This is a genomic window from Longispora fulva, assembly GCF_015751905.1.
Taxonomy (GTDB): domain Bacteria; phylum Actinomycetota; class Actinomycetes; order Mycobacteriales; family Micromonosporaceae; genus Longispora; species Longispora fulva.
Genome location: NZ_JADOUF010000001.1, coordinates 7,260,795 through 7,286,531, shown reverse-complemented (window position 1 = coordinate 7,286,531; position 25,737 = coordinate 7,260,795). Strand labels below are relative to the sequence as shown.

Genomic DNA, 25,737 nt, shown 5'->3' with positions numbered 1-25,737 from the left:
AATAGCTGGCGACCCCTTTCACCCCACGTGACTGATCGTGTACCTACCGCTCGTGGGCCATCTGGATGAAGTCCCAGGATGCGGGCTTGATCGGAGCGGAGAGTGACGGCGACGTCGCTACAGTGGGCTTGCCCTTGGTGTACAGCCACGTCGTGAACAAAGCGGACAGATCCTGGCCGGACAGCCGCTCGGCGTACGCGCGGAACTCGGCGATCGAGCCGTCGCAGTACCGCTTGTGCTTGCCCCAGCCCTGCAGGATCGCGAAGAACTTGCGGTCGCCCACCGCCAGCCGCAGCTGGTGCAGGGCCATCGCGCCCCGGTCGTAGACCGCGTTGTCGAACGGGTCCTCCGCGCCCGGGTCACCCGGCAGCACCTGCCAGAAGTCCGAGTCCGCCGGGTAGAACGCGTAGGTCTGGTCGAAGACCTGCTGCGCCGTGCCCATGCCCTCGTGCTCCGACCACAGCCACTGGGCGTAGGAGGCGAAGCCCTCGTTCAGCCAGATGTCGGTCCAGTTGTGCACTGACACGTTGTCGCCGAACCACTGGTGGGCCAGCTCGTGCGCCACGACCGAGGTGTTGGGGCCCTTGCGCCACGCGCGCCAGCCGTACACCGGGCGGGCCTGGGTCTCCAGGGAGAACCGGATGCCGTCGATCGGGCCGGCGACCCCGCCCTGGGCCTCGAACGGGTACGGCCCGAACACCGTCTCCTCGAACGCGATGATCTCCGCGGTCCGGCCGATCGACGCGCGGGCGTTGTCCCCGAACGTGCCCAGGTTCTTCGCGTAGGCGCTGATCACGGGTTGACCGTCGGGCGCGGTGCTCTTCACCAGGTCGTACTGCCCGATCGCCATGTACGCGAGATACGTGGCCATGGGCTTGGTGCTGTGCCAGTCCCAGTGCGTGAAGCCGCCCGCCGAGTAGGGCTCGGTCTTCAGGACGCCGTTGCTGATCGCCTGGGTGCCGTCCGGGACGGCGATCGACACGTCGAAGGTGGCCTTGTCCAGCGGGTGGTCGTTGCTCGGGTACCACCACCAGGCGCTCTCCGGCTCGTTCACCGCCAGGGCCCCGTCGGAGACCCGCTTCCAGGAGGTGAAGCCGTTGACGACGACGCTGGACGGCACGCCGGAGTAGGTCACCACGACCGTGAACGCCGCGTGCCGCTTGATGTCGGCCGCCGGGGTGACGACCAGCTCGTGCGCGCCCTCGTGGGCGAACGCCGCCGGGGCGCCGTCCACCGTCACCGAGGCGACGTCGAGGGCGAAGTCGAGGTTGAACCGGGACAGGTGCTGGGTGGCGGTCGCCGTGATGGTCGCGGTGCCGTCGAGGTGGTCGGTGGCGGGCTGGTAGCACAGGTTCAGGTCGTAGTGCCCGACGTCGTAGCCGCCGTTGCCGTAGTCGGGATAGTAGGTGTCACCCAGGCCCGACGAGCCCGGGGTCGCCCCCGGACCACCGGCCGCCGCAGCTCCGGGCGCTGCGAGCAGGACGGCGGCGACAGCGACCGCCGTGAAGATCTTGCGCATAGTCGACACTCCACAGGAGAAGGACTTATCGACCGCCAACGATAGCGAAGGCGGGACCCGAATGGGCCCCGCCTTCTTGCCGTGCTATTGCGTGACTAGCTGGCCGTGCCGTAGACCGCGAGCTCGACGGTGTCGACGAACTGGCAGCCGCCGAACGGGCCGGGGCACGTCGGTGCCTGGCTCGTCAGCATGGTGTAGCGGAGGTAACGCACCGCGGACGCCGTACCGGCCGCCAGCGGGACGCTGTTCATCTTGTTGCGGTTGGCCACCCCGAAGGTCGCGTTCGTGGCCATGGCCCAGGTGACGCCGTCGGCCGAGGTCTCCAGCGTGTAGTGCCCGGTGGAGGAGCTGCCCGGGTCACCGCAGGTGTTCGACGGGTTGATCTTGAGGTCCGAGATGTTGACCGGGTTCGGCAGCTTGATCACGGCGAACCGCGAAGCCATCGTGCCGGCGGTCCACACCGCGTCCGAGCTCCAGCCCGTGCCCTGCGACTGGTCGAGCATCGCCCGCGCGCCACAGCCGTCGGAGTCGAAGTCGACGCCGTTGAAGCTCTCGACCTTGCTGCCGCCAGCCTCCGAGGCCCAGTTGCGGACCAGGGCGAAGTTGGCGGAGGTGGTGCCGCCGACGGGGACGACCAGCGTGGTGCTGGCGCCCTCGTAGCCGGGACCGTTGGCGTTGAACTTCGGGTAGTTGCCCGCGTACAGGCCACCGACCCAGTAGTCGCCGTTCGCGTCGGTCACGGCCGTCAGGCTGCCACCGGCCGCCGCCGGGTGACCGGCGAAGGAGACGACAGCACCAGCGACGGGCGTGCCCGACGCGGCGTTGGTGACCTTGCCGGACACCGAGTAGGTCGGGGTGCCCGCCGGCGGCGGGACCGTGAAGTCCTCAGCCGGGGTGATGTCGGCGGCCGTGTTCGAGGCGGCGAAGAAGCCCATGCCCCGGTTGGCGAAGACGCTCCAGATCTTGTCGTGGTACGCCCCGCCGAACACCACGGTGTCCGCGAGCAGGATCGCGTTGCGCTCGTCCAGGTACGACGGGTTGCTCGGCGACAGCTCCATCGCCCGGGTCACGAGGGACTCGGTGACGTTGCTGCCCAGCTCACAGCGCAGGTCCCACAGGGTCTCGACCCAGATCTCACCGTCGGCGTGCACCTCGGGGCCACGCGCGGAGATCTTGCCGAAGTCGCCGAAGGTGTAGCCGCCCGGGCCGGCCGCGGCGGTGCCGTGGCAGGCCGGTTCGGTGCTGCCGACCTTGCAGTCGATCCGCTGGCTGCGGATGCCGTCGATACCGTGGCCGACGTAGTCGCCGACGAGCTCGTCGGCGGCGTTCTTCCGGTCGCTCTGGAAGCCCTCGTTGGTGAGGAAGTCCAGCGCGTACCAGTCCGACCACGCCTCGCCCATCGAGCGGGACTGCTGACCCGACAGGGTCGAGTTGCCCATGGCGTCGACGACGAGCCGGTTGGAAAGGCCGTGGGTGTACTCGTGGTAGACGATGTCGGCCGAGTCGCCGCTGTTCGAGGACAGCCACGGGAAGTTGCCGTCGTTGAAGAACAGGTACATCTGCATCCGCGGCGACTGACCGTCCGGCGGCGTCGACATGTTGGCGTTGTTGGAGTTGCCGCCCGGCATGCCGTTGCTGCTGTTCGCGCCGTCGATCGCCTCGCCGCGCACCGCGTCGCCGTCGCGGGCGTCGAAGTTACCGGCCGCCCGGGTGAAGCCGATCGGGCCGGCGTCGAGGTGGTCGTGGAACTTGCCGAGGAAGTAGTAGAGCTGCACCCCGGTCTGGTTCATGTTCGTCTTCCACGAACCGGCGACGTTCGGGTTCCAGGAGCACTGGTAGTGGCTGCTGCAGGGAGCCCCGTCGGCCTTGATGAAGTTCTGGAACGGGTACTCGAAGTTGCCGCCAGCGCCAGCCGCCGGGATCTCCTCGTCGGGGCTGGACATGTTGTTGTTGTCCAGGTCGGCGTACACGTGCGCGTACAGGCCGCTGAGGTTGGTGGCGTCCTTGCTCAGGCCCGACAGGTTCGCCTTGTGGCTGTCGCCGCCGCGCAGCGAGCCCGGGTAGTAGTCCCAGACGGCGCCGGTGGCCTCCGGGTCGGCCTCGTGCTCGACGAGGCTGCGCCGGTAGAGGGTCTGGCCGCTCTCCGCGTCGACGACGTGGATGAACTGCTCGCCCTTGCTCGGCACGACGATGGTCTGCCACGCGAGCCGCGGGCCGCCGACGGTGAGGAACACGACCTGCTGGGCGTGGTCGCCGTTGGCGAAGGTGGTCTGCTGGTCGGCGCCGTCGCTCTTGGCGACCGCCGAGGCTCCGGCGTCGCCGCGCACGTCGGCGACGGCCTTGGCCCGGGCACCGGCGGCGTCGAGCTTGCTGACCGCGAAACCGGTCGGCAGCGCGGTGGCCGGCGAACCGTCGATCGAGATCAGTCGGCCGTCCTTGGCGATGTGCGCCTTGAAGCCGTTGCCGAAGACCGGGACGCCGTTGACCGACTGGACGAACGACAGGTGCGTCGTCTGCTCGGTGTCGACGTAGGCCTTGCGGAGGGACAGGCCCGAGATGTCGCGGGCGCTGAGCCCGAGAGCGGCCGAGTGATCGCTCAGGAAGCTCAGCGCGATGCTCTCGGGAGCCGCCTTGCTCGCGGAGGTGAGGAAGCCGTCCAGCTTGCTGACCTGGCGGAAGGTACCAGTCAGCAGGTCTGTCTCGACCACGCCCTCGACGCCCAGCTCGGCCTTGAGGGCCTGGAGACCGGCGCGGGGCGCAGCCGCCTGCTTCGCGGCCTTGGCCTGCAGCGCCTTCTGGCTGCCGACGGCGGTCCGCGCGTCGTACGTCTCCCCGAACTCACCCTTAGCGGTGTCTCCGTAGGACGACAGCGGCGACTGTGCGCCGACCTCGCCCTTGCCGGGATCGCCAACGGCCGCTGCCGGCACCGCCGCGACTGCGAGAACTGCAGCCAGGGCGGGGATCAGCCGGGTGTAACGGCCGCGCGAGGGTACTGCCATAGGAACCCCCTGTTGAACGGACTGCGATTTTGGGGCCCTCTGGTCCGCGGCACCCGACGCGGCGATGTACAGCGCCGGCCCGGTGCCCGTGGCCCTCGGGCCTCAGGGACGTCGATATGGCGTCCCGCCGGGCAGCCTGCCGGGTGCGCAGCGGATAACACAATGGTCCGGGCGAATCACGGAGTCCACTAAGTCCGAAAAGTGAGAACTATTCTCCGGACTGTCAGCGATCTGACAGAAACGGTCGCGTAAGGTGATCATGCGACTACGGCACCCCCGCCGGATCGGGGCTTCCCCGGATGTCTTTTTACCCCCGGGTGGGTGACACTGTTTCCTCGCACACCATGGGAGGAACGGCAGTGAACGTGATTGACCAGGTCCGGGCCTGGGTCGAGCTCGCCCGGCGCGGGCCGGACCCGGCCCAGCGCGAGCCGATGATCCGGCTCGTCTACCGACTCTGGGCTGTCGCACTCCTCCTCAAGATGCTCGGCGCGTCCTGGGACGTGTCCTGGCACTTCAAGTGGCTGCGCGACGACCTCGCACCCCCGCACCTGCTGAACACGGTCGGCACCGTCCTCGCCGTCGCCCTGGTGGTGTTCCACAGCTACACGAGATTCGGGATGGACACCCTCGCCCTGCGGGTCGCCCAGGCCGGCACGGCGCTGTTCCTGGTCGCCATCCCCGTCGACCTGCTCAACCACGCGATCAACGGCCTGGACATCACCTCGTGGAGCTACAGCCACGCGATGCTGTACTCCGGCACCGCGCTGATGATCGCCGCCGTGATCCGGGGCTGGTGGCTCGCCGGCAACCGCCCGGTGCTGGCCATCGCGTTCTGGCTGTTCTTCTTCGAGAACGTCCTCTTCCCCAACCAGCACCAGGAGTACGGGGTGCTGTCGATCCGGGCGTGGGACCGCGGCGAGCCGTACGCGGAGCCCAGCCTGCTCGCCTTCGCCGCCCACCAGATCGGCCGGCCCGTCGATCGGGTCGCCGTCCTGCACTTCGCGATGCCGGTCGGGCACTGGCTCTACCCGTTCTACGCCGCGCTCGCCGCGATGTTCGTGCTGATCTGCGCGCGGCGGTTCATCGGCCTGCCCTGGGCTGCCACGGCCGTGGCGGGCGCGTACGTCGCGTACCGCTCGGTGATCTGGCTCGTGCTCGTCGGCACCGGCTTCCCGCCCTCCACGGTGCCGTACCTGCTGCTGGTCGGGGCGGTCGCCGTCGACTGCGCGTTCCTCCTCCCGGCGGCTGCGCGGCTCTACGGAGCGGCCCTCGGCGGGGTCGCCGGCGCCTACCTGGGCGTCTGGCTCCAGGACCGGTACCTGGCGGCCCCGCCGTCGGACTACTCCGCATGGCCGTGGGCCCTCGCGATCCTCCTGGTGTTCTGCGCGATTCTGGATGGAATCCTCCGTTTCCGGGGACGAGTGCGGACCCCGGAGCCGGCCGCTCGGTAAGCTGAGAAGGATGGCTCGCCGGATCAGCACACCCCAGAACCCGCCCGTGACGACCGCACCCCCGGTCCGCAGAACAGCGGCGAAGGGGTCGGGGACCACGCCGGGCGGGCTCGTGCTCGCGCTGGTCATCCTCCTGGTCACCGGCCTGCTCCTCGGCCACCGGCTCATCCCCAACGGCAACGGCTTCGGCTCCCTGGTCGAGAGCTTCCTGCCCTGGCTGGGCGTGCCGCTGGCCCTCCTCGGCGTCACCGCCGCGGTGCTCCGCAGCCGGCCTGGCCTGATCGCCGCCGGCTGCGCCGTCCTCGCCTGGGTCGGCATGTTCGGCCCGACCCTGGTGTCGCGCGGCCCCGGCGGCACCGCCGACCTGCGGGTGCTCTCGCACAACATGTTCGCCGCCAACTCCGACCCGGCCGGCACCGCCCGCGCGCTGCGCGACGCCGGGGCCGACGTCGTCGCCGTGCAGGAGATCGCCGGGGACGCGTCCGGAGAGCTGCACGGCACGCTCGACGCGGCCTACAAGAACCGGCAGAGCCGGGGCACCCTGGGCGTGTGGAGCCGGTTCCCGCTCCGCGAAGTGCAGCCGGTGGACGTCGGCATGGGCTGGGTCCGGGCGCTGAAGATGATCGTGGACACCCCGAAGGGCCCGGTCACCCTGTACGTGGTGCACCTCGCCTCGATCCGGTTCGGCGCGGACGGCCTGGCCAGCCAGCGCCGCGACGCCACCCTCAAGGCGCTGGCCGGGGCGATCGAGGACGACCCGGCACGACGGCTGATCCTCGCCGGCGACCTGAACACGGCGAGCACCGACCGCAGCCTCGCCGGGCTGACCGACCAGCTGACCGAGGCCCAGGACAAGGCCGGCAGCGGCTTCGGCTTCACCTGGCCGAGAGCCGTGCCCATGGTTCGGCTCGACCACATCCTGTCCCGGGGCCTGACGGTCACGGACGCGACGGTGCTGGCCGGGACCGGCAGCGACCACCGGCCGATCACCGCGGCGTTCCGGTTCTAGTGGGTGGGGCCCAACACCGGTATGCAGAAACGCCTCCGCCTTCGCCTCGCCGCCCTCAGCGGGCCAAGACGTCAGGTCAAGAGCTTCTGCCAGTCGGCGGTGGCCGCTACCGTGATCAGCTCCTGGGTCGCGCGGGTCAGGACCACGTAGAGGGTGCGCAGGCCGGCCGGTGACTCCTCGGCGATGTCGCCCGGTTCGAGGACCACGACGCCGTCGTACTCCAGGCCCTTGGTCTCCAGGCTGCCGACGGCGTGCAGCCGGCCCGGGGCCAGGTCGGAGATCCAGCCGGCCACCTCGTCCCGGCGGGACATCACGCACGCCACCCCGATCGTGCCCTCGAGCCGGTCCAGCAGCTCCGACGCCGCCTCCCGGACCGCCGAGCGCAGGTCCCCGGCCACCCGGTGCGACGGGGCCACCCCGGTCCGCCGGACGGCCGTGGGCAGCACGATCCCGGGCAGCCCCCGGCGGGCCACGGCCGCGGCCTGCTCGAAGATCTCGGCGGAGTTGCGGTAGTTGGTGGTCAGCTCGAAGCTGTGCCGGCGGGTCCGGCCGACCGCCTGGTCGCGGGCCCGGCGCGCCTCGGCGGCGTCGTCCCACGAGGACTGGGCCGGGTCGCCGACGATCGTCCAGCTCGCGTACTTGCCGCGCCGGCCGAGCATCCGCCACTGCATGGGCGAGAGGTCCTGGGCCTCGTCGACGACGACGTGCGCGTACTCGTCGTAGTTCTCGCCCCGGACCACGTTCTGCCGGGACGCGAACTCGCGGTCGGCGACCGTGGTCAGCTCCCTGATCCCGTCGATCACGTGGAACGGGTCGGTGCGCTTCGGCTTCGGCGGCTCGCCGAGGAGCATCCGCAGCTCGTCGAGCAGCGGCACGTCCTGGACGGTCGGCAATGCCTTGAACCGCAGCGCCCGGGGCCCGTTCAGCCGGCGGATCATGGCCGGGTCGCGCAGCCAGCCGAGCACGTCGAGCGGGGTGAGCTGCGGCCACCACCGGGTGACGAACTCCAGCAGCTCCGTGCGTTCCTTCATGTCTGCGACGAAGGAGTCGCGCTCCTCGACCGTGGGCTCGTTGAGCCGGTCGCGGTAGAGCCGCCACAGGTCGGCGATCAGCGCCGCCGCCGCCCGGTTCCTGCCATGATTAGGAAGAATGCCCTTTTCGTGTACGCGGGCCCGCGCCGCCCGCAGCGTGTCGGCCTCCAGCCGGAGCACCTCGCCCCGGTAGGTCAGCCGCAGCTCGGTCGGCGCGTCCGGCGGCGGCTGGCGGACCAGCTTCACCAGCAGCGGCCGGATCCCCAGCGAACCCTTCAGGGCCGCGGACCTGGGATCGTCGTGCTCGTCGGCCTCCACCCCGTCGAACACGCCGCCCAGCGACCGCAGGGTCACAGCGTTCTCACCCAGGGACGGCAGGACCCGCTCGATGTACGTCATGAAGACCGCGGACGGGCCGAGGACCAGCACGCCGCCCCCCTCGTACCTGCGGCGGTCGGAGTAGAGCAGGAAGGCCGCGCGGTGCAGGGCCACGGCCGTCTTCCCGGTACCGGGGCCGCCCGTGATCAGGGTGACGCCGCTGCCCGGGGCACGCACCGCCTTGTCCTGCTCCGCCTGGATGGTGGCCACGATGTCGCGCATCTGGTTGCTGCGGGCCCGGCTCAGGGCCGCCATCAGCGCGCCGTCGCCCACCACGACCATGCCCTGGCCGCGCTCCGGGTCGAGCAGGTCGTCCTCGATCCCGATCACCTTCGAGCCGGTGGACCGGATCACCCGGCGACGGATCACGTCCTCGCGGTGCTCGGGGGTCGCCTGGTAGAACGGGGCGGCCGCGGGGGCCCGCCAGTCCACGAGCAGGGCGTTCATCTGCTGGTCGCGCAGGCCGAGCCGGCCCACGTAGCGGACCTTGTCCTCGGCGAGGTCGAGGCGGCCGAAGACCAGGCCCTCGTACTCGCTGTCGAGGGTGCGCAACCGCTTCGCCGCGTGGTAGACGAACGCGTCCCGCTCGACCAGCGCGCCGGGTACCCGGGCGTCGGACTGCCGGTAGCCGGCCGCCTCGTTGGCGACGGCCTCCGCGCGCAGCTGCTCCAGCCGCAGGTACACGCGGTCGACGTACTCCTGTTCCGTGGCGATCTCGGTCTCGACGGTCGACGGGATGTCTGACAACGCAGCTCCGATCACTCACCAGTGGGGCTATGGAATCTTACGGACCCCGGGCGACCAGCGGGCGGTTCCCCTCACGATCAGTGGCCAACCGCCCGAGCAATGCACCGATAGGTAGGTTTCCGGTACGTTGACAGGCGTGGACGAGCAGTTGGGCGGCGACCTTACCCGGCTTCGACAGCTCAACGCGCTCAATGTGATCCGGGCGCTCCGGGGCCAACCGGCACAGGTCGTCAGCGACCTGGTCCGGCGTACCGGGCTGTCCAGGCCCTCGTGCGAGGACCTGCTTGGGGTGCTCCTGGACCAGGGCTGGGCCGCCGTCGAGCCTCCGGCGCAGGGCGGGCTGGGCCGCCCTGCCCGGCGGTACCGGTTCCGGGCCGAGGCCGGCGTCGTCCTGGGGCTCGATATCGGCGCATATCATGTCAGAGCCGCCATCGGTGACCTCAACGGCACAGTGCTGGCCACCTCGCACCGCCAGGTCGAGCCCGAGTGGCCGGCGGGCGACCGGCTGGCCGCCGCCGACGCCGCCGCCGCCGAGTGCCTGGCCGCGACCCGGCACACGGCGGCGGACCTGTGGACCGTGGCCGCCGGGGTGACCGGCCTCGTGGACCGGGCCGGGAACATCGTGCTGTCCGGCACGCTGCGGGACTGGGCCGGCACACCGCTGATCGCCCACCTCGGCGCGCGGTACGCGTGCCCGGTGCTGGTCCAGAACGACTGCAAACTCGGCGCGCTCGCCGAGAAGGTCCGGGGCGTGGCCGCAGGGGTCCGCGACGTGGTCTACCTGCACGCCGGCCGGCGCACCGCCGCCTCGATGCTGATCAACGGCGCGCTCTACCACGGGTACTCCGGGGCCACCGGCGAGATCGGCACCCTGGCCGTCACCCGGTGGGACGACGCGGCCCCGAAGCTGCTCGCCTGCCCCGTGGTGCCGGCGGGCACCCCGACCGACGACATCGGGCGGCTGGTGTTCGCGGCGGCGCGGGGCGGGGACGCCGTGGCGGTGGACGCCGTGCGGCAGTACACCCAGGACCTGGCGGTCGGGGCCGCGGCGCTGGTGCTGACCCTGGATCCGGAGCTGGTGGTGCTCGGGGGCGGGTTCTCGCTGTCCGGGGACGTGATCGCCGGGCCGCTGCACGGGGCGTTGGCGGAGTTGTGCCTGCGCATGCCCCGACTCGAAGTGTCGACGTTGGGTGCGGAGTCGGTGACTCTGGGTGCGGTCAGCTACGCGATCGAGCATCTGGACCGGTTGCTGTTCTCCGCGGACTCGGCCGGGCTGCCGGCGCCTGGGCCGCCGCGCCGGGAACAACCGGTCGAGGCGTAGGGCCGGCCGGGTTCAGGCGTAGGGGCCGGCCTTCCAGGTGACCTCCGCGAGGATCTGCTGCCCTCCGGCGTTCGGGTGGAAGAAGTCGACCGGCGAGAGGTCCTTCACCTCGAACTTGTACCGGTGCACGGCACCCCCGTCGTAGTCGCACAGCCGCCCGTACTTCAGGCAGGCCGACGACAGGGCCGAGTCGTAGGCGGTCACCCGGTCGCGCACGTCCGCCCGGCGCGCGCGGTCCGCCGCCGCGTCGGAGGTCGGGTTGGCCAGCATGCTCGGGCACACCCCCTGGTTCCAGACCCGCACCACGGTGTCGTTGCCGTGTCCGACCTCCCACAGCCGGTACACGTCCGGGATACTCGCGACGAACACCTTCGCCTTCGGCAGCCCCTCCTTGAGGACCCGCAACGCCTCGTCGACCTGGGCCCGGAAGTCCGCGGCGCTCGTCATGTCCGCGACCGCCGGCCGGCACACGTCGTTGGCCCCGACGAGCAGCGTCACGTACTCCGCGCCCGTGGCCACCGCCGCGCGGGCCTGACCGGCCATCGCCCCGGCCCGCGCGCCGGGCACCGCGAGGTTGGTCGCGTGCCCGCCGATCGCCGGATTCAGGGCGCGGATCCGCTCGTAGTGGCTGTAGTCGCGGTCGCTGTCCCCGGTGGACCACGAGTTGCGCGGACAGGGCTGGGGCAGCAGGCACGACGCGAACGCCACGGTGATCGAGTCGCCGATCGCCACCATCGAGCCGGGCAGGCCCTTCGGGGTGGGACCGGGGCCTGGGCCCGGCCCGGGGTTTCCCCCGGACTGGCAGGCGATGGCCACAAGGGACGCTAGGACGACGAGGATGACGCTCGTTCGGCGCATATGTCCAGACTAGTTAGCCCACTGGCTCCAGGGAATGACCCAGTCGCCCAGACCGTCCTGCGGATCGAGCACCCGGGGGCCGTGCTTGACGTCGACGATGTCGCCGGGGCCGAAGTGGTCGTAGAACCACTCGGCGTTGCCGGGTCCCACGTTGACACAGCCGTGCGAGTCGTTGGTCTTGCCCATCTGACCGAGGTCCCATGTGCGCAGGTGGACGTACTCGCCGGCGCCGGAGATCCGCACCGCGTAACCGATCTTGCTGTCGTACGAGTCCGGTCCGGTCGAGGGGCCGCCGTAGCTGGCCGACGTCATCCGGACCTCACGGTCCTTCATGGTCACCACGTGCGGGCCGGTCCGGGTCCAGTAGTCGATCGTGGTGTTGCCGACCTGGCGGGTGCCGCCCTTGCCGAGGTTGGCCGGGAACTCCTTGGTCATGACGCCGTCGATGAAGACCTGCATCCAGTGCTTCTCCGAGTCGGCGATCGCGATCTTCGACGGGCCGATATCGAAGGACAGGGACTTGTCCTCCTGGCCGAAGAGTCCGTTGCCGAGGTCCACACCGTGGATCTTCGCGGTGACGGTGACCTTGGTGCCCGACCGCCAGTACTCCTGGGGGCGCCAGTGCAGCTCCTGGTCATTGAACCAGCGCCACGCGCCCACGGTCTCCGGGCTCGTGGTGACGACCAGCGCGGCCTGGGCCTTCTTCCGGTCCGGGATCCGCTCGTCGAAGCGCACGACGATCGGCTGGCCGACCCCGTAGGTGCCCGGGCCGGTCGGCGTGAAGTACGGCAGCGTCTGGTTGTTCGGCTTGATCGTCGTGAAGCTGCTGCTCGCCTCGGCCTTCTTGCCGCCGGAGCTCAACGCCGAGGCCTTCAGGGTGTACGCGCGCTGGTAGCCCAGGGGCTCGGTGACCGTCCACCCGGTCCGGTCGCCGGACAGCTCGCCCTTGATCTGCTTGCCGTCCTCGTTGGTGAGGACCACCGACTCCAGGGTGCCGCGCTCGACCTTGACCGAGACGGAACCGGGGCTGACGTCCTTGGCGCCGTCGGCCGGGGAGATCGTGATCGTCGCCTCGGAGATCGGGGTGGGGGTGGTGCCGCCGGACTCGGCCTTCACGCCCTCCGGCTTTCCGGATTTCTTGTCGTCCGAGCCACACGCGCCGAGAAGGGGCAGCGCGGCGACTCCGGCTATGGCGCCGAGCACTCCGCGTCGCGACCGGTCCGACATCGTGGCCACCTTTCATCACTCCCGAACAGTCAATGAACCAGGGTCCCCCGCCGCCTCACATGACGGCAACCCATCGGCTCGTGACATTAAACGCTGTGACCCGTATGGATGGTTGCACGCAGTCCGGAACATCCACCAGAGACCGATTTCTTCGGTACGTGGGCGCACCGATTCGCACCTCATACCAAGATTTGTCCGAAAAATATAGGTCTGGCTAGATTAGGTAACTCGGAATAGCGTGATGGTCACGAAGGGTGACTACACCTCGAGTCGAGAAAGGAGTGACCCTCCGCACACCCGACTCCACGGACGCCGGGAGGCTCCCCGCCCGGCAGGAGGCCCCGCGCGAATCTCCGCGCGGGGCCTCCATCTCGCAGGTCGTGCAGTCGCGCGGGCGGCCGCCGTCAGGCCGCGCGGCGCCCACGGGCGAACGCGGCGGCGCCCAGCCCCAGGCCGAGCAGCCCGGCCACGGCACCGGTGATCGCCAGCGGCAGGGTGGCCCTGTTCTCGGTGCTCTTCGCCTCGGCCTTCGGTGCGGCGGGCGAGGCGTCGGCGGCCACGAGCTTGAGCACCGGGGCCGGCTTCGCGGGCTCCTCGGCCCCGGTCTTCTCCTCGATCCACCGGACGATCGAACCGTCCGAATAGGTCTGCAGCGCCTTGAACACCATCTGGTCCGCCGTCGGCATCGCGCCCATCGACACCGGGAACTCCAGGAACTGGCCCGGCTTGATCCCGTCCTCCGGGGTCAGCGCCGTCCACGTGATCTTCGTGACGGCCTCGGTGATCTTCCGGCCGTGCGACTCCAGCGGGGTGGCCAGCTTCGTCTTCTCCATCTCGGCCTTCCACCCCGGGATCGGCATGGTGCGCACCGAGGACAGCGGCTGCGACTCGGGCAGGTTCACCTCCAGCTTCACAGTGGACGCCGTGTCGCTCTCGTTGGGCACCCGGAAGACGGCGCGGGAGTAGCCGCCCTGCTTGTTGGTGGTGCCCGCGTCGATGGTCACGTGGGCCGACGCCGGGGCGGCCAGGGCCACGACACCGACGAACGCGACACCGAGTACGACGAGGAGCTTCCGTCCGAGGACGCTGCGCATGAGGGGAACCCTTCCGGTTTACTTGATCTGCACCGTCTGGCTGACGGTCGCCTGGTCGATGTCGGACACCCGGAGCGTGAACCGCAGCTCCCAGGTGCCGGGGGTGGGCAGCGTGAGCTCCCCGACCGCGTGGTCATCGGTGAGCTGGAGGACGGCCACCTCGATCGGCGCGATGTCCCTCGACGGCATCGCGACCGTGACCTGCCACTCCAGGACCTTGATCGGCTTGCCGTCCGGGGTGAAGGCGTACATGTGCATCGTGTTGTTGCCGACCGCCGCCGGATCCAGCTCCACCTGCAGCTTGAACAGGGAGTTGTTCATCGTCGCCGAGAACGGCAGGTTCGCCGAGGCCGACGGCAGCGCCGCCTCGGTCCGCGCCGGGGTCTGCTGCACCAGGAACGCCGTCACCGCGAGGATCACGGCCGTGACCGCCAGCTCGCCGAACACCATCCGGCGCACCTTCGGCTCCCCGGTCAGCACCTTCCTTCGGGCCACGGACGCCATGCCCAGCACGCCGGCCAGCAGGACGGCCTTGACGATCAGGAGCTGCCCGTACCGGGTGTTGAACAGGGCCGGCAGGGTGCCCACCTCGATCAGCGCCTGCGCGACCCCCGCCACGACCAGCGCGGTGACCGCCCAGCCGGCCCAGCGCGACCACACCGGCATCAGCGCGCGCAGCTCGCCGTCGGTGCCCCTGGGCAGCAGGTGCAGGGCCAGGCCGACCAGGCCGCCGAGCCACACAGCCATCGCGACCAGGTGGACGAGGTCCACGGCCACGGTCAGCGGCGGGGCCGGCGAGGCGCTCGGGTGGCCGGCCAGGGGCCAGGTGAGGGCGGCGACGGTGCCCAGTACCCCCAGAATGATCTGGTCGCTCTTCGTGTTCTTCGCCGCCAGCACCCGGCGGAGCAGCGGGACCGCCGCCGCCAGCACAGCCAGCCTGGCCAGACCTGTGAACCCGAACCGGCTGGACAGGACCTCCCGCAGGTCCGCGCCCGACGCGCCGAACAGCGCGCCGCCGGTGACGTAGGGCGCCTGGAGGTACAGGGCCAGCACGGTGCCGCCGGCGAGCAGGCCCACGCCGGTCCAGACCAGCTTGCCGGGCCGGGACAGCCGGGTCGGCCACAGACCGATCATCAGCAGCACCGGGCCCACGACCAGCAGCAGGCCGACGTAGCCCAGGTAACGGGAGATCGGCAGCAGCGCCGAGACCACCGGGTCCACCTCGGCGCCCGAACCGCCCAACACCCCGGGGGCCGTCGTCGACGGGGCCTCGATCGAGAACGCGAAACCGCCGGACACCGGGTGGCTGTCGTCGGAGATGATCCGGTACGACACCAGATACGTCCCCCGCCCCGCCCCCTCCCGCAGCGGGATCGACACCTGGGAGCCCCCGACCGACGGCTCGCCCCGGTCGGCGCGCTTGCCGTCCGGCCCGATGATCCGCAGTTGGCCGGGGACGGGCGTGACCGCCTCCGTGAAGTACAGCGTCACCTGGCGCGGGGCCTGGGCCACGATCGAACCCGACGGCGGGTCGGTCCGTTGCAGCCCGGCGTGCGCGCTGGCCGGCGCGGCGGGCAGGAGCAGTCCCGCCATCAGCGCGATGATGAAGAGTGCCGATTTTCTCACGGTGTGACCGTAGCGGGACGGGCACCGCCACGCACCGATGTGCGGCCCAGAGCCCACAACAAGCCCGCCTGGACCAGGGCCACCAGGTGCCCGGTCTCGTGCGCCAGGGCCGTGGAGTCGTTGAGCACGTCCATGCCGCTGGTCAGCGCCAGGCAACCGGCCAGAACGGCCGCGACCGGCACGAACGCCCGGGCCCGCGACGGCTGCCACGCCGCGAGCAGGAAGCCCACGGCCAGCGCGATGTCGAACGACGCCATCTCCCGGCTCGCGTGCGGCCCTGAGCCGCCGTCGAGCAGCACCGGCAGGGCCAGCAGGAGCTGGATCACCGCCGCGGCGCCCACCGCGAACCGCAGGATCTGCCACCGGGCCCGCCGGGCGGCCTTCTCGTCCTCGGCGACGGCGGCCAGCACCCTGGCCGTGAGGTCCGGCGGGGAAGCCGTCCAGGCCAGGTCCGGCAGCCGGAGCGCCTGGACCTGCCACGTCCGGCAGGCCGCGCAGCCCGACAGATGAGCCTCCGTCGCCTGCGCCGAGAGCTCCGCCACCTCACCGTCGAAGAGCGCCGACAGCGCCGCCCGGACCTCACCACACGTCATGTCCCTGTAGTCGTCGGCGGGCGGTCTCCAGTTCCCGTGACGTGGGCCACTCCCGTATTGTCAGCTTCGTGAATCCCGCTCCCGACTCCGCGACGCAGTGGGCGCTCGCGGCCCGGGACGGCGACCCGGTCGCGCAGGCGGCCCTGGTCCGCGAGACCCAGTCCGACGTGTGGCGGCTGTGCGCCAGTCTGGCCGACGCCCGGGTGGCCGACGACCTGACCCAGGAGACGTACCTGCGGGCGTTCAAGGCCCTCGCCCGGTTCGAGGCGCGCTCCACGGTGCGGACCTGGCTGCTCGGCATCGCCCGCCGGGTGTGCGTGGACCACATCCGGGTGATGATCCGCCAGCGCCGGGCGGACAACGCCTTCGAGGAGCCCGCGTACCAGCCCGACCCCGCAGCCGGGGTGAGCGGGGAGGACCTGCTGCGGCGGTTGCCGGCCGACCGGCGGAGCGCGTTCGTGCTCACCCAGGTGCTCGGCCTGTCGTACGCGGAGGCCGCTGACATCGAATCAGTACCTATTGGGACAATCAGATCACGGGTCGCTCGGGCCCGGGCAGATCTGGTCGAGGCAGTCGAGACGGCGCTCACCAGCTGAGTCGGAACCAACCGCGGAGGCGGTGCGACTAATGAGCGTGGGAATCGACATGTCAGCGCCACGGACGGCCACATCCGGCCGACGTCGGCACATCACCAGGGTGGTCAGCACCCTGGCCAGACTCGGCCTCGCCGGGATCTGGCTGGTCGCCGGAGGGTCCAAGGTCTCCGACCTCGGCGCGTCGGTCCGGGCGGTGAACGCCTACGAACTCCTGCCCAACGGCGCCGCCCAGATCGTCGGATCGGCGCTGCCGTTCATCGAGATCATGATCGGGCTGCTGCTGCTCGCCGGGTTGTTCACCCGGGCGGCGGCGATCGTCTCAGCCGGCCTGTTCGTGATGTTCATCTTCGGCATCGCCTCGGCGTGGGCCAGGGGACTCCAGATCGACTGCGGCTGCTTCGGCGGCGGCGGCGCACTGGCCGCCGGCGAATCGCCCACATACTTTTGGGAGACTTTGAGGGATATAGGGTTTCTGGCGGCAGCCGGTTTCCTGATCCTCCGGCCGCGCACCTGGCTCTCCCTCGACGGGGTGCTTCTGGGTGGCCCTTCCGGGCCCGACACGAGCAAGGGATAAAAGTGAGCAAACGAGTTGATCAGAAGACGGCCGCCCGGGTCGTCCGCGAACAGATCGCCGCCGAGGACCGGCGCCGCCGCGTGATGTGGACCGCGATCGGCGTCACGCTCGCCGTGCTGATCGCCGGGGCCATCGGGTACGGCGTCTGGCAGGCCCAGCAGCCGACCAAGTACAACGTGCCGGCCACCGCCACCGAGAAGAAGGACGGCATGGTCATCCCGGGCACGACCGGGAAGGCCAAGGTCGAGATCTACCTCGACTACCAGTGCCCGGCGTGCAAGCAGGTCGAGGACGCCATCACGCCCACGGTCGACCAGTGGATCAAGGACAACAAGATCACGCTGATCTACCACCCGGTGGCGATCCTGGACCAGATGTCCTCGCCGAACCAGTACTCCACCCGGGCCTCCGGGGCCGCGGCCTGCGCCGCCGACGGCGGCAAGCTCTACGAGTTCAGCAAGCAGCTCTACGCCCGCCAGCCCGCCGAGAACACCGGCGGCCTCCCCGACGACGACATCATCGCCGCCGGCGGCGCGGCCGGCCTGATCGACCCGGCGTTCGCCCGCTGCGTGCGGGACCAGACCTACAAGGGCTGGGCGAAGAAGGTGACCGACGACTTCACCAAGCGCGGCCTCCAGCACACCCCGACCCTGTTCGTGAACGACGTCGAGGTCGTCGCCGACAAGGGCAAGGGCGACACCAGCGTCGTCGACGCCCTCAAGCGCATGGTGACTGACGTTAAATAGCGGGATGAACGTGTGGCGGGCGGTGCTCGCGGGGATCGTGGCCGGGCTGGCCGTCGCCAGCCCGGCCTCCGCGCATTCCCAGGACGCCCCCGGCGCCAGCGACTACCGCACCACGGTCACCGCGATCACCCCCGCCCTGCCCGGCCTCACCATCCGCACCGTCGACGCCGGGGCCAGCCTCGAACTGCGCTACACCGGCCCGGCCACCATCGAGGTCCTCGGCTACTCCGGGGAGCCCTACCTCAGCGTCAGCCCCGGCGGGGTCCGGCAGAACGCCCAGTCCCCCGCCACCTACCTCAACGAGACCCTGCACGGCGGCGCCGAAGGCGGGGACGCCGCGGCGGCCCCCGAGTGGCGGCAGCTGTCGAGCACGCCCGTGGTCCGGTGGCACGACCACCGGGCGCACTGGATGGGACCCCAGCCGCCCATCGCGGCCCGCCAGCCCGATCGGCCCCACCGGCTCCGGGAGTGGTCCATCCCCCTGCGTGACGGGGTACGGGACTTCCGCGTCACCGGCACCCTCGACTGGGCACCCCGGCCGGAGGCGTGGGGTTGGTGGGCCGGGGTGGTGGTGATCGGGCTCGGGGTCGCGCTGCTGGGCGGTTGGCGGGTGTCCGCCGGCGCGGCACAGGTGGCTGGTCCGGCGGGGGGCGCGACACTAGCGGCCGCCCGGCGCTTCGGACCGGTGGTGCTCGCCGTGGTCGCCGGGGGCCTGTCGCTCGTCGACTCCGCCGGGCGGGTGCTCGACGCCGGGACGTTCCAGCGAGAGGACCTGTGGGGGTTCGCGGCCGGGGCCGGGATGCTCGCCGCCGCCGGGTACGCGCTGCCGCGCCGCCCCGCCGCCGACTTCGCCCTCGGACTGGCCGGCGGGGCCCTCGCGCTGCTCTGCGGGTTCGCCAGGGCCGCCGTGTTCCAGCACGCCATCGCGCCCGTGCCGTGGGACGGGTTGTGGGCCCGGTTCTCCGTCGCGGCGTGCGTCGGGGTCGGGCTCGGGCTGGCCGCGGCCGCTGGTCACCGGATCGGGCGGGTGGGCCCGGCCGGCCGGGCCGCACCGGTCGCCTGACCAGGCGTTGGTCACGGCGGGGCGCGGCCACCGGCTCTGGAGTGTCACAGGGGCGGGATATGGTCGGTTCATGACTGAGAAGCTCACGCCCGGCGACGTCGCGCCCGACTTCACCCTGCCGACCGCCGACGGTGGCCAGCTCGCCCTCAAGAGCCTGCTGGGCCGCAAGGTCGTGCTCTACGCGTACCCCGCGGCGATGACCCCCGGCTGCACCAAGCAGGCGTGCGACTTCCGCGACTCGCTCGCCTCCCTCAAGGCCCAGGGCTACGAGGTCGTCGGCATCTCCCCCGACAAGCCGGAGAAGCTCGCCAAGTTCGTCGAGCGCGACGCGATCACGTTCCCGCTGGTCTCCGACGTCGACAAGAGCGTGCTCGACGCGTACGCGGCGTACGGCGAGAAGATGAACTACGGCAAGGTCAGCATGGGCGTCATCCGCTCCACCTTCGTCATCGACGAGGAGGGGAAGATCGAGCACGCCTTCTACAACGTGAAGGCCACCGGCCACGTGGCGAAGCTCCGCCGCGACCTCGGTCTGGACTAACCGTGGCCCGGGGCTGCGGCGGCGCACGCGATCGGGGATGATGCCGCCGTGGCCCGCATCTACGCTCTTCTGTTCGTCCTCGACATCATCATGGTGGTGTATTCGACGATCGACTGCATCACGACGCCGGCGCACGAGGTGCGCAACCTGCCCAAGCTCGGGTGGATCCTGCTGATCCTGCTGTTCTCGCCGGCCGGGTGGATCGCGTGGTTCGTGGCGGGTCGGCCGGCGTCGGGGGGCGTGGCGGCGCAAGGTCAGGGCCCGGAGGCTCCCAGGTGGTCTCGGCCCCTCGCGCCGGATGACGATCCGGAGTTCCTACGCGGGCTGGGGAAGCAGAGCCGGGATGACGAAAAGTTGTTGAAGGACTGGGAGGCGGATCTTCGGCGGCGGGAGGACGAGCTCCGCAAGAAGAAGGACGAGCCGGAGGAGTCCTGAATTGTCGGTGGGTGCCGTTGACGTCCCCACCATGGAGAACCTTCGTCCGAAGTGGAGCCGGGTGATCTACACCCGGGAGATGCTCGAGAAGGCCGTTGCCGAGTCGGTGAGCGTCATGGGCGTGATGCGCGCCTTGGGAATCAGGCTCACTGGCGGAAGCCATGCCCACCTGAAGCGTCGCATCACCCGCGAAGGGATCGACATCTCACACTTCACGGGCAGTAACCACAATCGGGGCAAGAAATCTGCCTACCGGCTCAGCGCACGGCAGATCCTGGTCCAGCGAGGATCGGACCAGAATCGCGCGAAACCCGAGATGCTCCGCCGCGCGATGCTGGAATCCGGGATCCCTCACGAATGCGCTACGTGCGGAAGTCTCGCGGAATGGCAGGGCCGACCCCTCACCCTGCACGTGGATCACATCAGCGCGAATTTCGCTGACTGCCGACTGGAGAATCTTCGTTTTCTCTGCCCGAACTGCCACAGTCAGACCGCGACCTACGCCGGCAAAGGAAAGCGGAAACGGACAGACGACCAGCCTGCGGGGCCCGAAAGCGCCGCCGTAGACTCTGAGGGCGCAGCGAAGGTATCGTGACCGACTGCGACGGGGCCGTAGCCCAGCGGTAGAGGCACACGGTTTAGGTCCGTGACAGGGTGGGTTCGAATCCCATCGGCCCTACATGATCGCGGTGGGGTCGGCTTCAGCGAGCCGGCCCCGCTCGCGCTTCGTCAGGTCTGGGGCAGGTCCGCGATCAGGGTGGCCAGCTCGCGGAAGGCCTGGCCTCGGTGGCTGATCGCGTCCTTCGCCGCAGGGGTCAGTTCGGCGCTGGTCACGTCGTACCCGTCGGGGACGAAGATCGGGTCGTAGCCGAAGCCGCCCGTGCCGCGCGGCTCCCGGATGATCGTGCCCCGCATCTCGCCCAGCACGACATGCTCCTCGCCCGAGGGCAGCACGAGCGCGGCCGCGCACACGAAGCCCCCGGCGCGGTACTCGTCCGGGACGTCGCCGAGCTGGCCCAGCAGGAGCTGGAGGTTGGCCAGGTCGTCGCCGTGCCGGCCGGACCAGCGCGCGCTGAACACGCCGGGCATGCCGTTGAGCGCGTCCACGGCGAGGCCGGAGTCGTCGGCGACGCAGGGCAGGCCGGAGGCCCTGGCGCCGTCGCGGGCCTTGAGGAGGGCGTTCTCCTCGAAGGTGAGGCCGGACTCGACGGTCTCGGGGAACGCCGGGACGTCGTCGAGGCCGACGATGTCGAGGTCGGTCATGATCCGGCGGAGTTCGGTGATCTTCTTGGCGTTGCGGGACGCGAGCAGCAGCCTCACTGGCTGGCCTCCTTCGGAGTTGCGGCGGTCGTGCGGGTGCCGTGGCGGGCAGTCTCAGGCCACCGGCCGGAGATGGTCGCGGCAGGCCGAGAGAACCAGGCGATCGCCCCGGGTCGCGGGGTCCGGGCTCAGGCGCGGGACTTCTTCTGGATCTCGGTGAGTTCGGCGCAGCCGAGGACGCCCAGGTCGAGCAGGGCGTTGAGCTGGTCGCGGTCGAAGACGCCGTCCTCGCCGGTGCCCTGGACCTCGACGAACTCGCCGGCCCCGGTGCAGACGATGTTCATGTCGACCTCGGCGTTGACGTCCTCGGCGTAGCTCAGGTCCAGGCGGGGCTCGCCTTTGATGATGCCGACGCTGACGGCGGCGACGGAGCGGTGCAGCGCCTTGGCGGGGCTGGCGGCGAGCTTGTGCCGGGCGGCCAGCCAGTCGACGGCGTCGGCCAGGGCGACGTACGCCCCGGTGATCGCCGCGGTGCGGGTGCCGCCGTCGGCCTGTAGGACGTCGCAGTCCAGCACGATGGAGTTCTCGCCGAGGGCCTTGAGGTCCAGGCACGCGCGGAGGCTGCGGCCGATCAGGCGGGAGATCTCGTGGGTGCGCCCGCCGATCTTGCCCTTGACGCTCTCGCGGTCGCTGCGGGTGTTGGTGGCGCGGGGCAGCATCGAGTACTCCGCGGTGATCCAGCCGAGGCCGGAGCCGCGCCGCCAGCGGGGCACGCCGTCGGTGACGCTGGCGGTGCACAGCACCCGGGTGTCGCCGAACTCGACGAGGACGGAGCCCTCGGGGTGGCGGGACCAGCCGCGGGTGATGTTCACGGGGCGGAGGGCTGCGGCCGTACGGCCGTCTGGGCGTGACATCCCCCGAGCTTAACGGGCCGCTCAGATCTCGTAGACCGAGCCGGAGCGGACGATGTCGACGGGGCCGGCGTACGCGTCGCGTACCTCCCGGCGGGTCTGGTCCTCGTCGCCCCATGCCGCGACGAGGTGCGTGATCAGGAGGAGCTTCACGCCGGCCTGGGTGGCGTGCTCGCCGGCGTCCTTGCCGGTGAGGTGCAGGTGCGGCGGGTTGTCGGCGCCCTCGAGGTAGCTGGCCTCGCAGAGCAGCGCGTCGGCGCCCTGGGCGAGCTTGAGCAGGGCGTCGCAGGGGCCGGTGTCCGACGAGTAGGCCAGGCTGCGGCCGCCGTGGGTGATCCGGAGCCCGAAGGTCTCCACCGGGTGGTCCATCAGCTCCGTGGTGACCCGGAACGGGCCGAGGTCGAACTCCCCGGGGGTGAGCTCCCGGAAGTCGTACACGTCGTCGAGAGGGGCGTCGGTGCGGTCGTAGACGTCGTGCAGGCGCTGGGCGACACCGGAGGGGCCGTACAGCGGGAGGGCCGGGAGTTTGCCCGTCGGGCAGTAGCGCCGGGCGACGACGTAGGACGCGGCGTCGAGCATGTGGTCGGGGTGCAGGTGGGTGACGATGATGGCGTCGATGCCGTACATGTCGCCGAGGCGTTGCAACGCGCCCAGGGTGCCGGTGCCGAAGTCGATGAGCAGCCGGAAGCCGGCCGCCTCGACCAGGTATCCCGAGCAGGCCGACTGGGGTCCGGGGAAGCTGCCAGCGCAGCCCAGAACGGTGAGCTTCATGAGGAGACCTCAATATTCCCGAGGAATCGGCCGGCCAGCTTGGTGAAGGCGGCAGCGTCGCCTGTGGTGGTGAACGTGTGGCGCGGCGGCGGCGCGTCGGCGGACCGTAGCAGGTCACGTTCTGTGAGGATTCTGTACAGATCGCGCGCCGTCTCGTCGGCGCTGGACACCAGGGTCACGCCGTCCCCCATCACGAGGCCGAGCATGCCGGCGAGGAGCGGGTAGTGGGTGCAGCCGAGGACGAGGGTGTCGACCCCGGCGCGTTCGAGAGGTTCGAGGTAGCCCTGGGCGAGGCCGAGGAGTTGGCGGCCGGTGGTGACGCCGCGCTCCACGAAGTCCACGAACGCCGGGGCGGCGACGGTGTGCACGCTGACGTGCGGGGCGGCCCCGAACGCGTCCTCGTACGCCTTGCTGTTGGCCGTCGCGACCGTGCACACCACGCCGACCTGACCGTTGCGGGTGGCCGAGACGGCGCGTCGCACGGCCGGGCGGATCACCTCGATGACCGGGACCGGATAGCGTTCCCTGGCGTCGTGCAGGCAGGCGGCCGACGCGGAGTTGCACGCGATCACGAGGGCCTTGACGCCCTCGTCGACGAGGCGGTCGAGGCACCCCAACGCGTACCGCCGGACGTCGGCGATGGGTTTCGGGCCGTACGGCACGTGTGCCGTGTCGGCGAGGTAGCGCAGCTCCTCATGCGGGAGCGCCTCAAGGACCGCTCGGGCGACCGTGAGCCCCCCGACCCCCGAGTCGAATATGCCGATGGGCGCGTCCGTCACGCTGCGCAGCCTACGCTGTGGGAGCCGTCCCGCCAGCCGATCTCCTGTCAGATGTCGCGAAGGTGACATCGAGCGGCTTCGGCCCGCAGGCCCCGGCCGCCCGACGGGGGATACTGCTGTGCGCGGGTCGTGCGCCGGGCGGCCACCCAGATACGGAAGAATGGTGCAGCGTGAGCAGTGAGACTGAACGCAACGAGCCCGATCACGTCGCCGGTTTCGGTTCGGCCCTGGGGTTGGCGGACGCCGACGCCCCGGCCGTGGACCCGAACGCCTCGTTCCGGACCCGGCTCGCCCTCGCGGTGGGCAGCGAGGGCCGCCGTGGGGCGCGGGACTTCTCCGCACCTCCGCCGCAGCGGATCCTGGCCGCCGTGTCCGTCTGGGCGTTCGTGCTGGCGCTGGGCGGGATCGTGGTGGGGCTGGCGGCGCTGGTCCGGATCATCGCCGGCGCGCCCGGCTGGTTCGAGCCGGTGATCATCCTGGTCGGGATCCTGGGGATGGGGTTCACCGTCGCCGGATTCGTGACCGTGAACCGGGCGCTGATCCCCTGGGCGGTCCTGGGTGCCGGCACCCTGACCCTGATCGTGGGCGCGATCCTCACCGCTTCGGCCTGAAACCCTTTTTCGGGTACGAAGCGTCCCTGATCCGGCGCGCGGCGGCCCAGCCCCGGGCGTCAGGCCCCTGGCTGGGCCGGACGCCCGTGGTTGGGCGTCAGGCCCAGAGCTGGCCCTCCAGGGCGGCTTCCGCCTCAGCGAGCGTGCCGGCGTACGCACCCGTGGACAGGTACTTCCAGCCGCCGTCGGCCACGATGAACGCCACGTCGGCCTCCTGGCCGGCTTTGGCCGCCTCGTGGGCGACGGCGAGCGCCGCGTGCAGCACCGCCCCGGTGGAGAAGCCGACGAACAGCCCCTCGACCTCGACGAGCTGGCGGGTGCGCAGGACGGCGTCCTGGGTGCCTACGGAGAACCGGCGGGTGAGCACGGAGGCGTCGTACAGCTCGGGGACGTAGCCCTCGTCGATGTTGCGCAGGCCGTAGACCAGCTCGCCGTACCGGGGCTCGGCGGCGATGATCTGGATGCCGTCGACCTTCTCCCGCAGGTAGCGGCCGATGCCCATCAGGGTGCCCGTCGTGCCGAGCCCGGCGACGAGGTGCGTGATGGTGGGCAGGTCGCGGAGGATCTCCGGGCCGGTGGTCTCGTAGTGCGCGCGGGCGTTGGCCTCGTTGCCGTACTGGAAGAGCATCACCCAGTCGGGGTGCTCCCCGGCGAGGATCTTGGCCTTGGCGACGGCCTGGTTGGAGCCCCCGGCGGCCGGCGAGAAGATGATCTCGGCGCCGTACATCCGGAGCAGGGCGACCCGCTCCGGGGAGACGTTCTCGGGAAGAACGCAGACCAGCCGGTACCCCCGGAGCTTGGCGACCATGGCCAACGCGACGCCGGTGTTGCCGCTGGTGGGTTCCAACAGGGTGTCGCCGGGCTTGAGCCGGCCGGACTCCTCGGCCGCGCGCACCATGTGCAGGGCCGCGCGGTCCTTGATGCTGCCGGTGGGGTTGCGGTCCTCGAGCTTGGCCCACAGCCGCACCTGGGGGGACGGCGACAGTCGGGGCAACCCGACGAGCGGCGTGTCCCCGCAGGCGGCCAGCAGCGAGTCGTATCTCGCCATGACAGGTTCCTCTGTGAGGTGGGTGCTTCGGGCGGGGCGCTGGCGCGCCCCGCCCGAAGCCACGAGAAGAGCTCCGGCCCCGGAACGCCGGAAGAAGAGTCCCGAACCGGAACGGCCGGGAGATGAGTCCCGGCCCCGGAACGGCCGGCGACGAGCTAGTGCGCCGCGAGAACCTGACCGCGCAGCGCCAGATCGGCACCACCGGTCCACCCGAGCGCCGCCAGCGCCGCGAACCCGAACGCCCCACCGGCCACGGCCGGCAGGATGGTGACCGAGTCGCCGTCGGCGACCTTGGTCTCCAGGGAGCCGGTGAACCGGACGTCCTCGTCGTTGACGTAGATGTTGACGAACCGGTGCAGGCCGCCGTCGTCGGTGATCAGCCGGCCGCGCAGGCCGTTGTACTGGCCGTCGAGGTCGGTGAGCAGCTCGGCGAGCGTGGTGCCCGCGCCTTCGACGGCCTTGGCGCCGCCGGTGTAGGACCGCAGGATGGTGGGGATGCGGACTTCGATTGCCATGGTCGGACTACTCCTGTGAACGAGGGTTGAT

General features: G+C 70.8%; 25 protein-coding genes and 1 tRNA gene. 12 read left to right on the top strand and 14 right to left on the bottom strand.

Features of this window, described 5'->3' with window-relative positions:
• Positions 1-43: 43 nt before the first annotated feature.
• Together IW245_RS33645 and IW245_RS33640 are read right to left on the bottom strand one after the other, a co-directional pair.
• Positions 44-1,519, bottom strand: a complete 1,476-nt coding sequence (locus IW245_RS33645; RefSeq protein ID WP_197007143.1) for a M1 family metallopeptidase — start codon at positions 1,517-1,519, stop codon at positions 44-46.
• A 95-nt stretch (positions 1,520-1,614) separates the two neighbouring features.
• Positions 1,615-4,518 (bottom strand): M36 family metallopeptidase, encoded by a 2,904-nt coding sequence (locus IW245_RS33640; protein ID WP_197007142.1) that lies wholly within the window; start codon positions 4,516-4,518, stop codon positions 1,615-1,617.
• Between the two features lie 359 nt (positions 4,519-4,877).
• Between IW245_RS33640 and IW245_RS33635 the strand changes: the two genes are divergently transcribed.
• Positions 4,878-5,972, top strand: coding sequence for a hypothetical protein (locus IW245_RS33635; RefSeq protein ID WP_197007141.1), 1,095 nt, complete (start codon positions 4,878-4,880; stop codon positions 5,970-5,972).
• Positions 5,973-6,018: 46 nt separating this feature from the next.
• Positions 6,019-6,981, top strand: a complete 963-nt coding sequence (locus IW245_RS42470) for an endonuclease/exonuclease/phosphatase family protein (protein WP_197007140.1) — start codon at positions 6,019-6,021, stop codon at positions 6,979-6,981.
• 71 nt (positions 6,982-7,052) lie between these two features.
• Here IW245_RS42470 and IW245_RS33625 read toward each other — a convergent pair whose 3' ends face one another.
• Positions 7,053-9,137 carry a HelD family protein gene (locus IW245_RS33625; RefSeq protein ID WP_197007139.1) on the bottom strand — a complete coding sequence of 695 codons (2,085 nt, stop codon included), beginning with the start codon at positions 9,135-9,137 and terminating at the stop codon, positions 7,053-7,055.
• 136 nt (positions 9,138-9,273) lie between these two features.
• Between IW245_RS33625 and IW245_RS33620 the strand changes: the two genes are divergently transcribed.
• On the top strand, positions 9,274-10,458 hold the full coding sequence (locus tag IW245_RS33620) for an ROK family protein (RefSeq protein WP_197007138.1): 1,185 nt from the start codon (positions 9,274-9,276) through the stop codon (positions 10,456-10,458).
• A 12-nt stretch (positions 10,459-10,470) separates the two neighbouring features.
• On the opposite strand, the gene IW245_RS33615 is transcribed toward IW245_RS33620, so the two are convergent.
• The 5 genes from IW245_RS33615 to IW245_RS33595 form a co-directional block, all read right to left on the bottom strand.
• The gene (locus IW245_RS33615; RefSeq protein WP_197007137.1) at positions 10,471-11,316 is read right to left on the bottom strand and encodes a GDSL-type esterase/lipase family protein; all 846 of its coding nucleotides are present in this window, start codon (positions 11,314-11,316) and stop codon (positions 10,471-10,473) included.
• A 9-nt stretch (positions 11,317-11,325) separates the two neighbouring features.
• Positions 11,326-12,543, bottom strand: coding sequence for a L,D-transpeptidase (locus IW245_RS33610; protein ID WP_197007136.1), 1,218 nt, complete (start codon positions 12,541-12,543; stop codon positions 11,326-11,328).
• A 404-nt stretch (positions 12,544-12,947) separates the two neighbouring features.
• Complete coding sequence (locus IW245_RS33605) at positions 12,948-13,637, bottom strand: YcnI family copper-binding membrane protein (RefSeq protein WP_197007135.1); 690 nt, start codon at positions 13,635-13,637, stop codon at positions 12,948-12,950.
• An 18-nt stretch (positions 13,638-13,655) separates the two neighbouring features.
• Positions 13,656-15,263, bottom strand: a complete 1,608-nt coding sequence (locus IW245_RS33600; protein ID WP_307788933.1) for a copper resistance CopC/CopD family protein — start codon at positions 15,261-15,263, stop codon at positions 13,656-13,658.
• Complete coding sequence (locus tag IW245_RS33595; RefSeq protein ID WP_197007134.1) at positions 15,260-15,856, bottom strand: zf-HC2 domain-containing protein; 597 nt, start codon at positions 15,854-15,856, stop codon at positions 15,260-15,262. Before IW245_RS33595 ends, IW245_RS33600 begins: the two co-directional genes overlap by 4 nt.
• Before the next feature lie 68 nt (positions 15,857-15,924).
• Here IW245_RS33595 and IW245_RS33590 point away from each other — a divergent pair, with 68 nt between their 5' ends.
• The 8 genes from IW245_RS33590 (at position 15,925) to IW245_RS33555 (ending at position 20,490) form a co-directional block, all read left to right on the top strand.
• On the top strand, positions 15,925-16,452 hold the full coding sequence (locus IW245_RS33590) for a sigma-70 family RNA polymerase sigma factor (RefSeq protein WP_233472676.1): 528 nt from the start codon (positions 15,925-15,927) through the stop codon (positions 16,450-16,452).
• Between the two features lie 49 nt (positions 16,453-16,501).
• On the top strand, positions 16,502-17,026 hold the full coding sequence (locus IW245_RS33585) for a MauE/DoxX family redox-associated membrane protein (protein WP_197007133.1): 525 nt from the start codon (positions 16,502-16,504) through the stop codon (positions 17,024-17,026).
• A 2-nt stretch (positions 17,027-17,028) separates the two neighbouring features.
• Positions 17,029-17,772 (top strand): DsbA family protein, encoded by a 744-nt coding sequence (locus IW245_RS33580; protein ID WP_197007132.1) that lies wholly within the window; start codon positions 17,029-17,031, stop codon positions 17,770-17,772.
• A 4-nt stretch (positions 17,773-17,776) separates the two neighbouring features.
• Positions 17,777-18,835 (top strand): hypothetical protein, encoded by a 1,059-nt coding sequence (locus tag IW245_RS33575; RefSeq protein WP_197007131.1) that lies wholly within the window; start codon positions 17,777-17,779, stop codon positions 18,833-18,835.
• 70 nt (positions 18,836-18,905) lie between these two features.
• Positions 18,906-19,376, top strand: a complete 471-nt coding sequence (gene bcp, locus IW245_RS33570; RefSeq protein ID WP_197007130.1) for a thioredoxin-dependent thiol peroxidase — start codon at positions 18,906-18,908, stop codon at positions 19,374-19,376.
• 48 nt (positions 19,377-19,424) lie between these two features.
• On the top strand, positions 19,425-19,811 hold the full coding sequence (locus tag IW245_RS33565; protein ID WP_197007129.1) for a PLD nuclease N-terminal domain-containing protein: 387 nt from the start codon (positions 19,425-19,427) through the stop codon (positions 19,809-19,811).
• A 31-nt stretch (positions 19,812-19,842) separates the two neighbouring features.
• Positions 19,843-20,406: an HNH endonuclease signature motif containing protein gene (locus IW245_RS33560; protein ID WP_197007128.1), complete on the top strand. Its 564-nt coding sequence runs from the start codon at positions 19,843-19,845 to the stop codon at positions 20,404-20,406.
• A gap of 11 nt (positions 20,407-20,417) precedes the next feature.
• Positions 20,418-20,490: transfer RNA gene (locus IW245_RS33555), tRNA-Leu, on the top strand.
• A gap of 50 nt (positions 20,491-20,540) precedes the next feature.
• Here IW245_RS33555 and rdgB read toward each other — a convergent pair.
• From rdgB to murI, 4 genes are all read right to left on the bottom strand, one after another.
• Positions 20,541-21,131, bottom strand: a complete 591-nt coding sequence (gene rdgB, locus IW245_RS33550; RefSeq protein ID WP_197007127.1) for an RdgB/HAM1 family non-canonical purine NTP pyrophosphatase — start codon at positions 21,129-21,131, stop codon at positions 20,541-20,543.
• Between the two features lie 128 nt (positions 21,132-21,259).
• Positions 21,260-21,985, bottom strand: coding sequence for a ribonuclease PH (rph, locus tag IW245_RS33545; protein ID WP_197007126.1), 726 nt, complete (start codon positions 21,983-21,985; stop codon positions 21,260-21,262).
• Between the two features lie 21 nt (positions 21,986-22,006).
• Complete coding sequence (locus tag IW245_RS33540; protein WP_197007125.1) at positions 22,007-22,753, bottom strand: MBL fold metallo-hydrolase; 747 nt, start codon at positions 22,751-22,753, stop codon at positions 22,007-22,009.
• Positions 22,750-23,532 carry a glutamate racemase gene (murI, locus tag IW245_RS33535; protein WP_197007124.1) on the bottom strand — a complete coding sequence of 261 codons (783 nt, stop codon included), beginning with the start codon at positions 23,530-23,532 and terminating at the stop codon, positions 22,750-22,752. The genes IW245_RS33540 and murI overlap by 4 nt, the downstream gene beginning before the upstream one ends.
• 170 nt (positions 23,533-23,702) lie before the next feature.
• Here murI and IW245_RS33530 point away from each other — a divergent pair, with 170 nt between their 5' ends.
• Positions 23,703-24,143: a hypothetical protein gene (locus IW245_RS33530; RefSeq protein ID WP_197007123.1), complete on the top strand. Its 441-nt coding sequence runs from the start codon at positions 23,703-23,705 to the stop codon at positions 24,141-24,143.
• Between the two features lie 97 nt (positions 24,144-24,240).
• Here the strand turns inward: IW245_RS33530 and IW245_RS33525 are convergent, their stop codons facing one another.
• Positions 24,241-25,191, bottom strand: a complete 951-nt coding sequence (locus tag IW245_RS33525) for a PLP-dependent cysteine synthase family protein (RefSeq protein ID WP_197007122.1) — start codon at positions 25,189-25,191, stop codon at positions 24,241-24,243.
• A gap of 155 nt (positions 25,192-25,346) precedes the next feature.
• Positions 25,347-25,706 (bottom strand): MoaD/ThiS family protein, encoded by a 360-nt coding sequence (locus tag IW245_RS33520; protein ID WP_197007121.1) that lies wholly within the window; start codon positions 25,704-25,706, stop codon positions 25,347-25,349.
• Between the last annotated feature and the right edge of the window lie 31 nt (positions 25,707-25,737).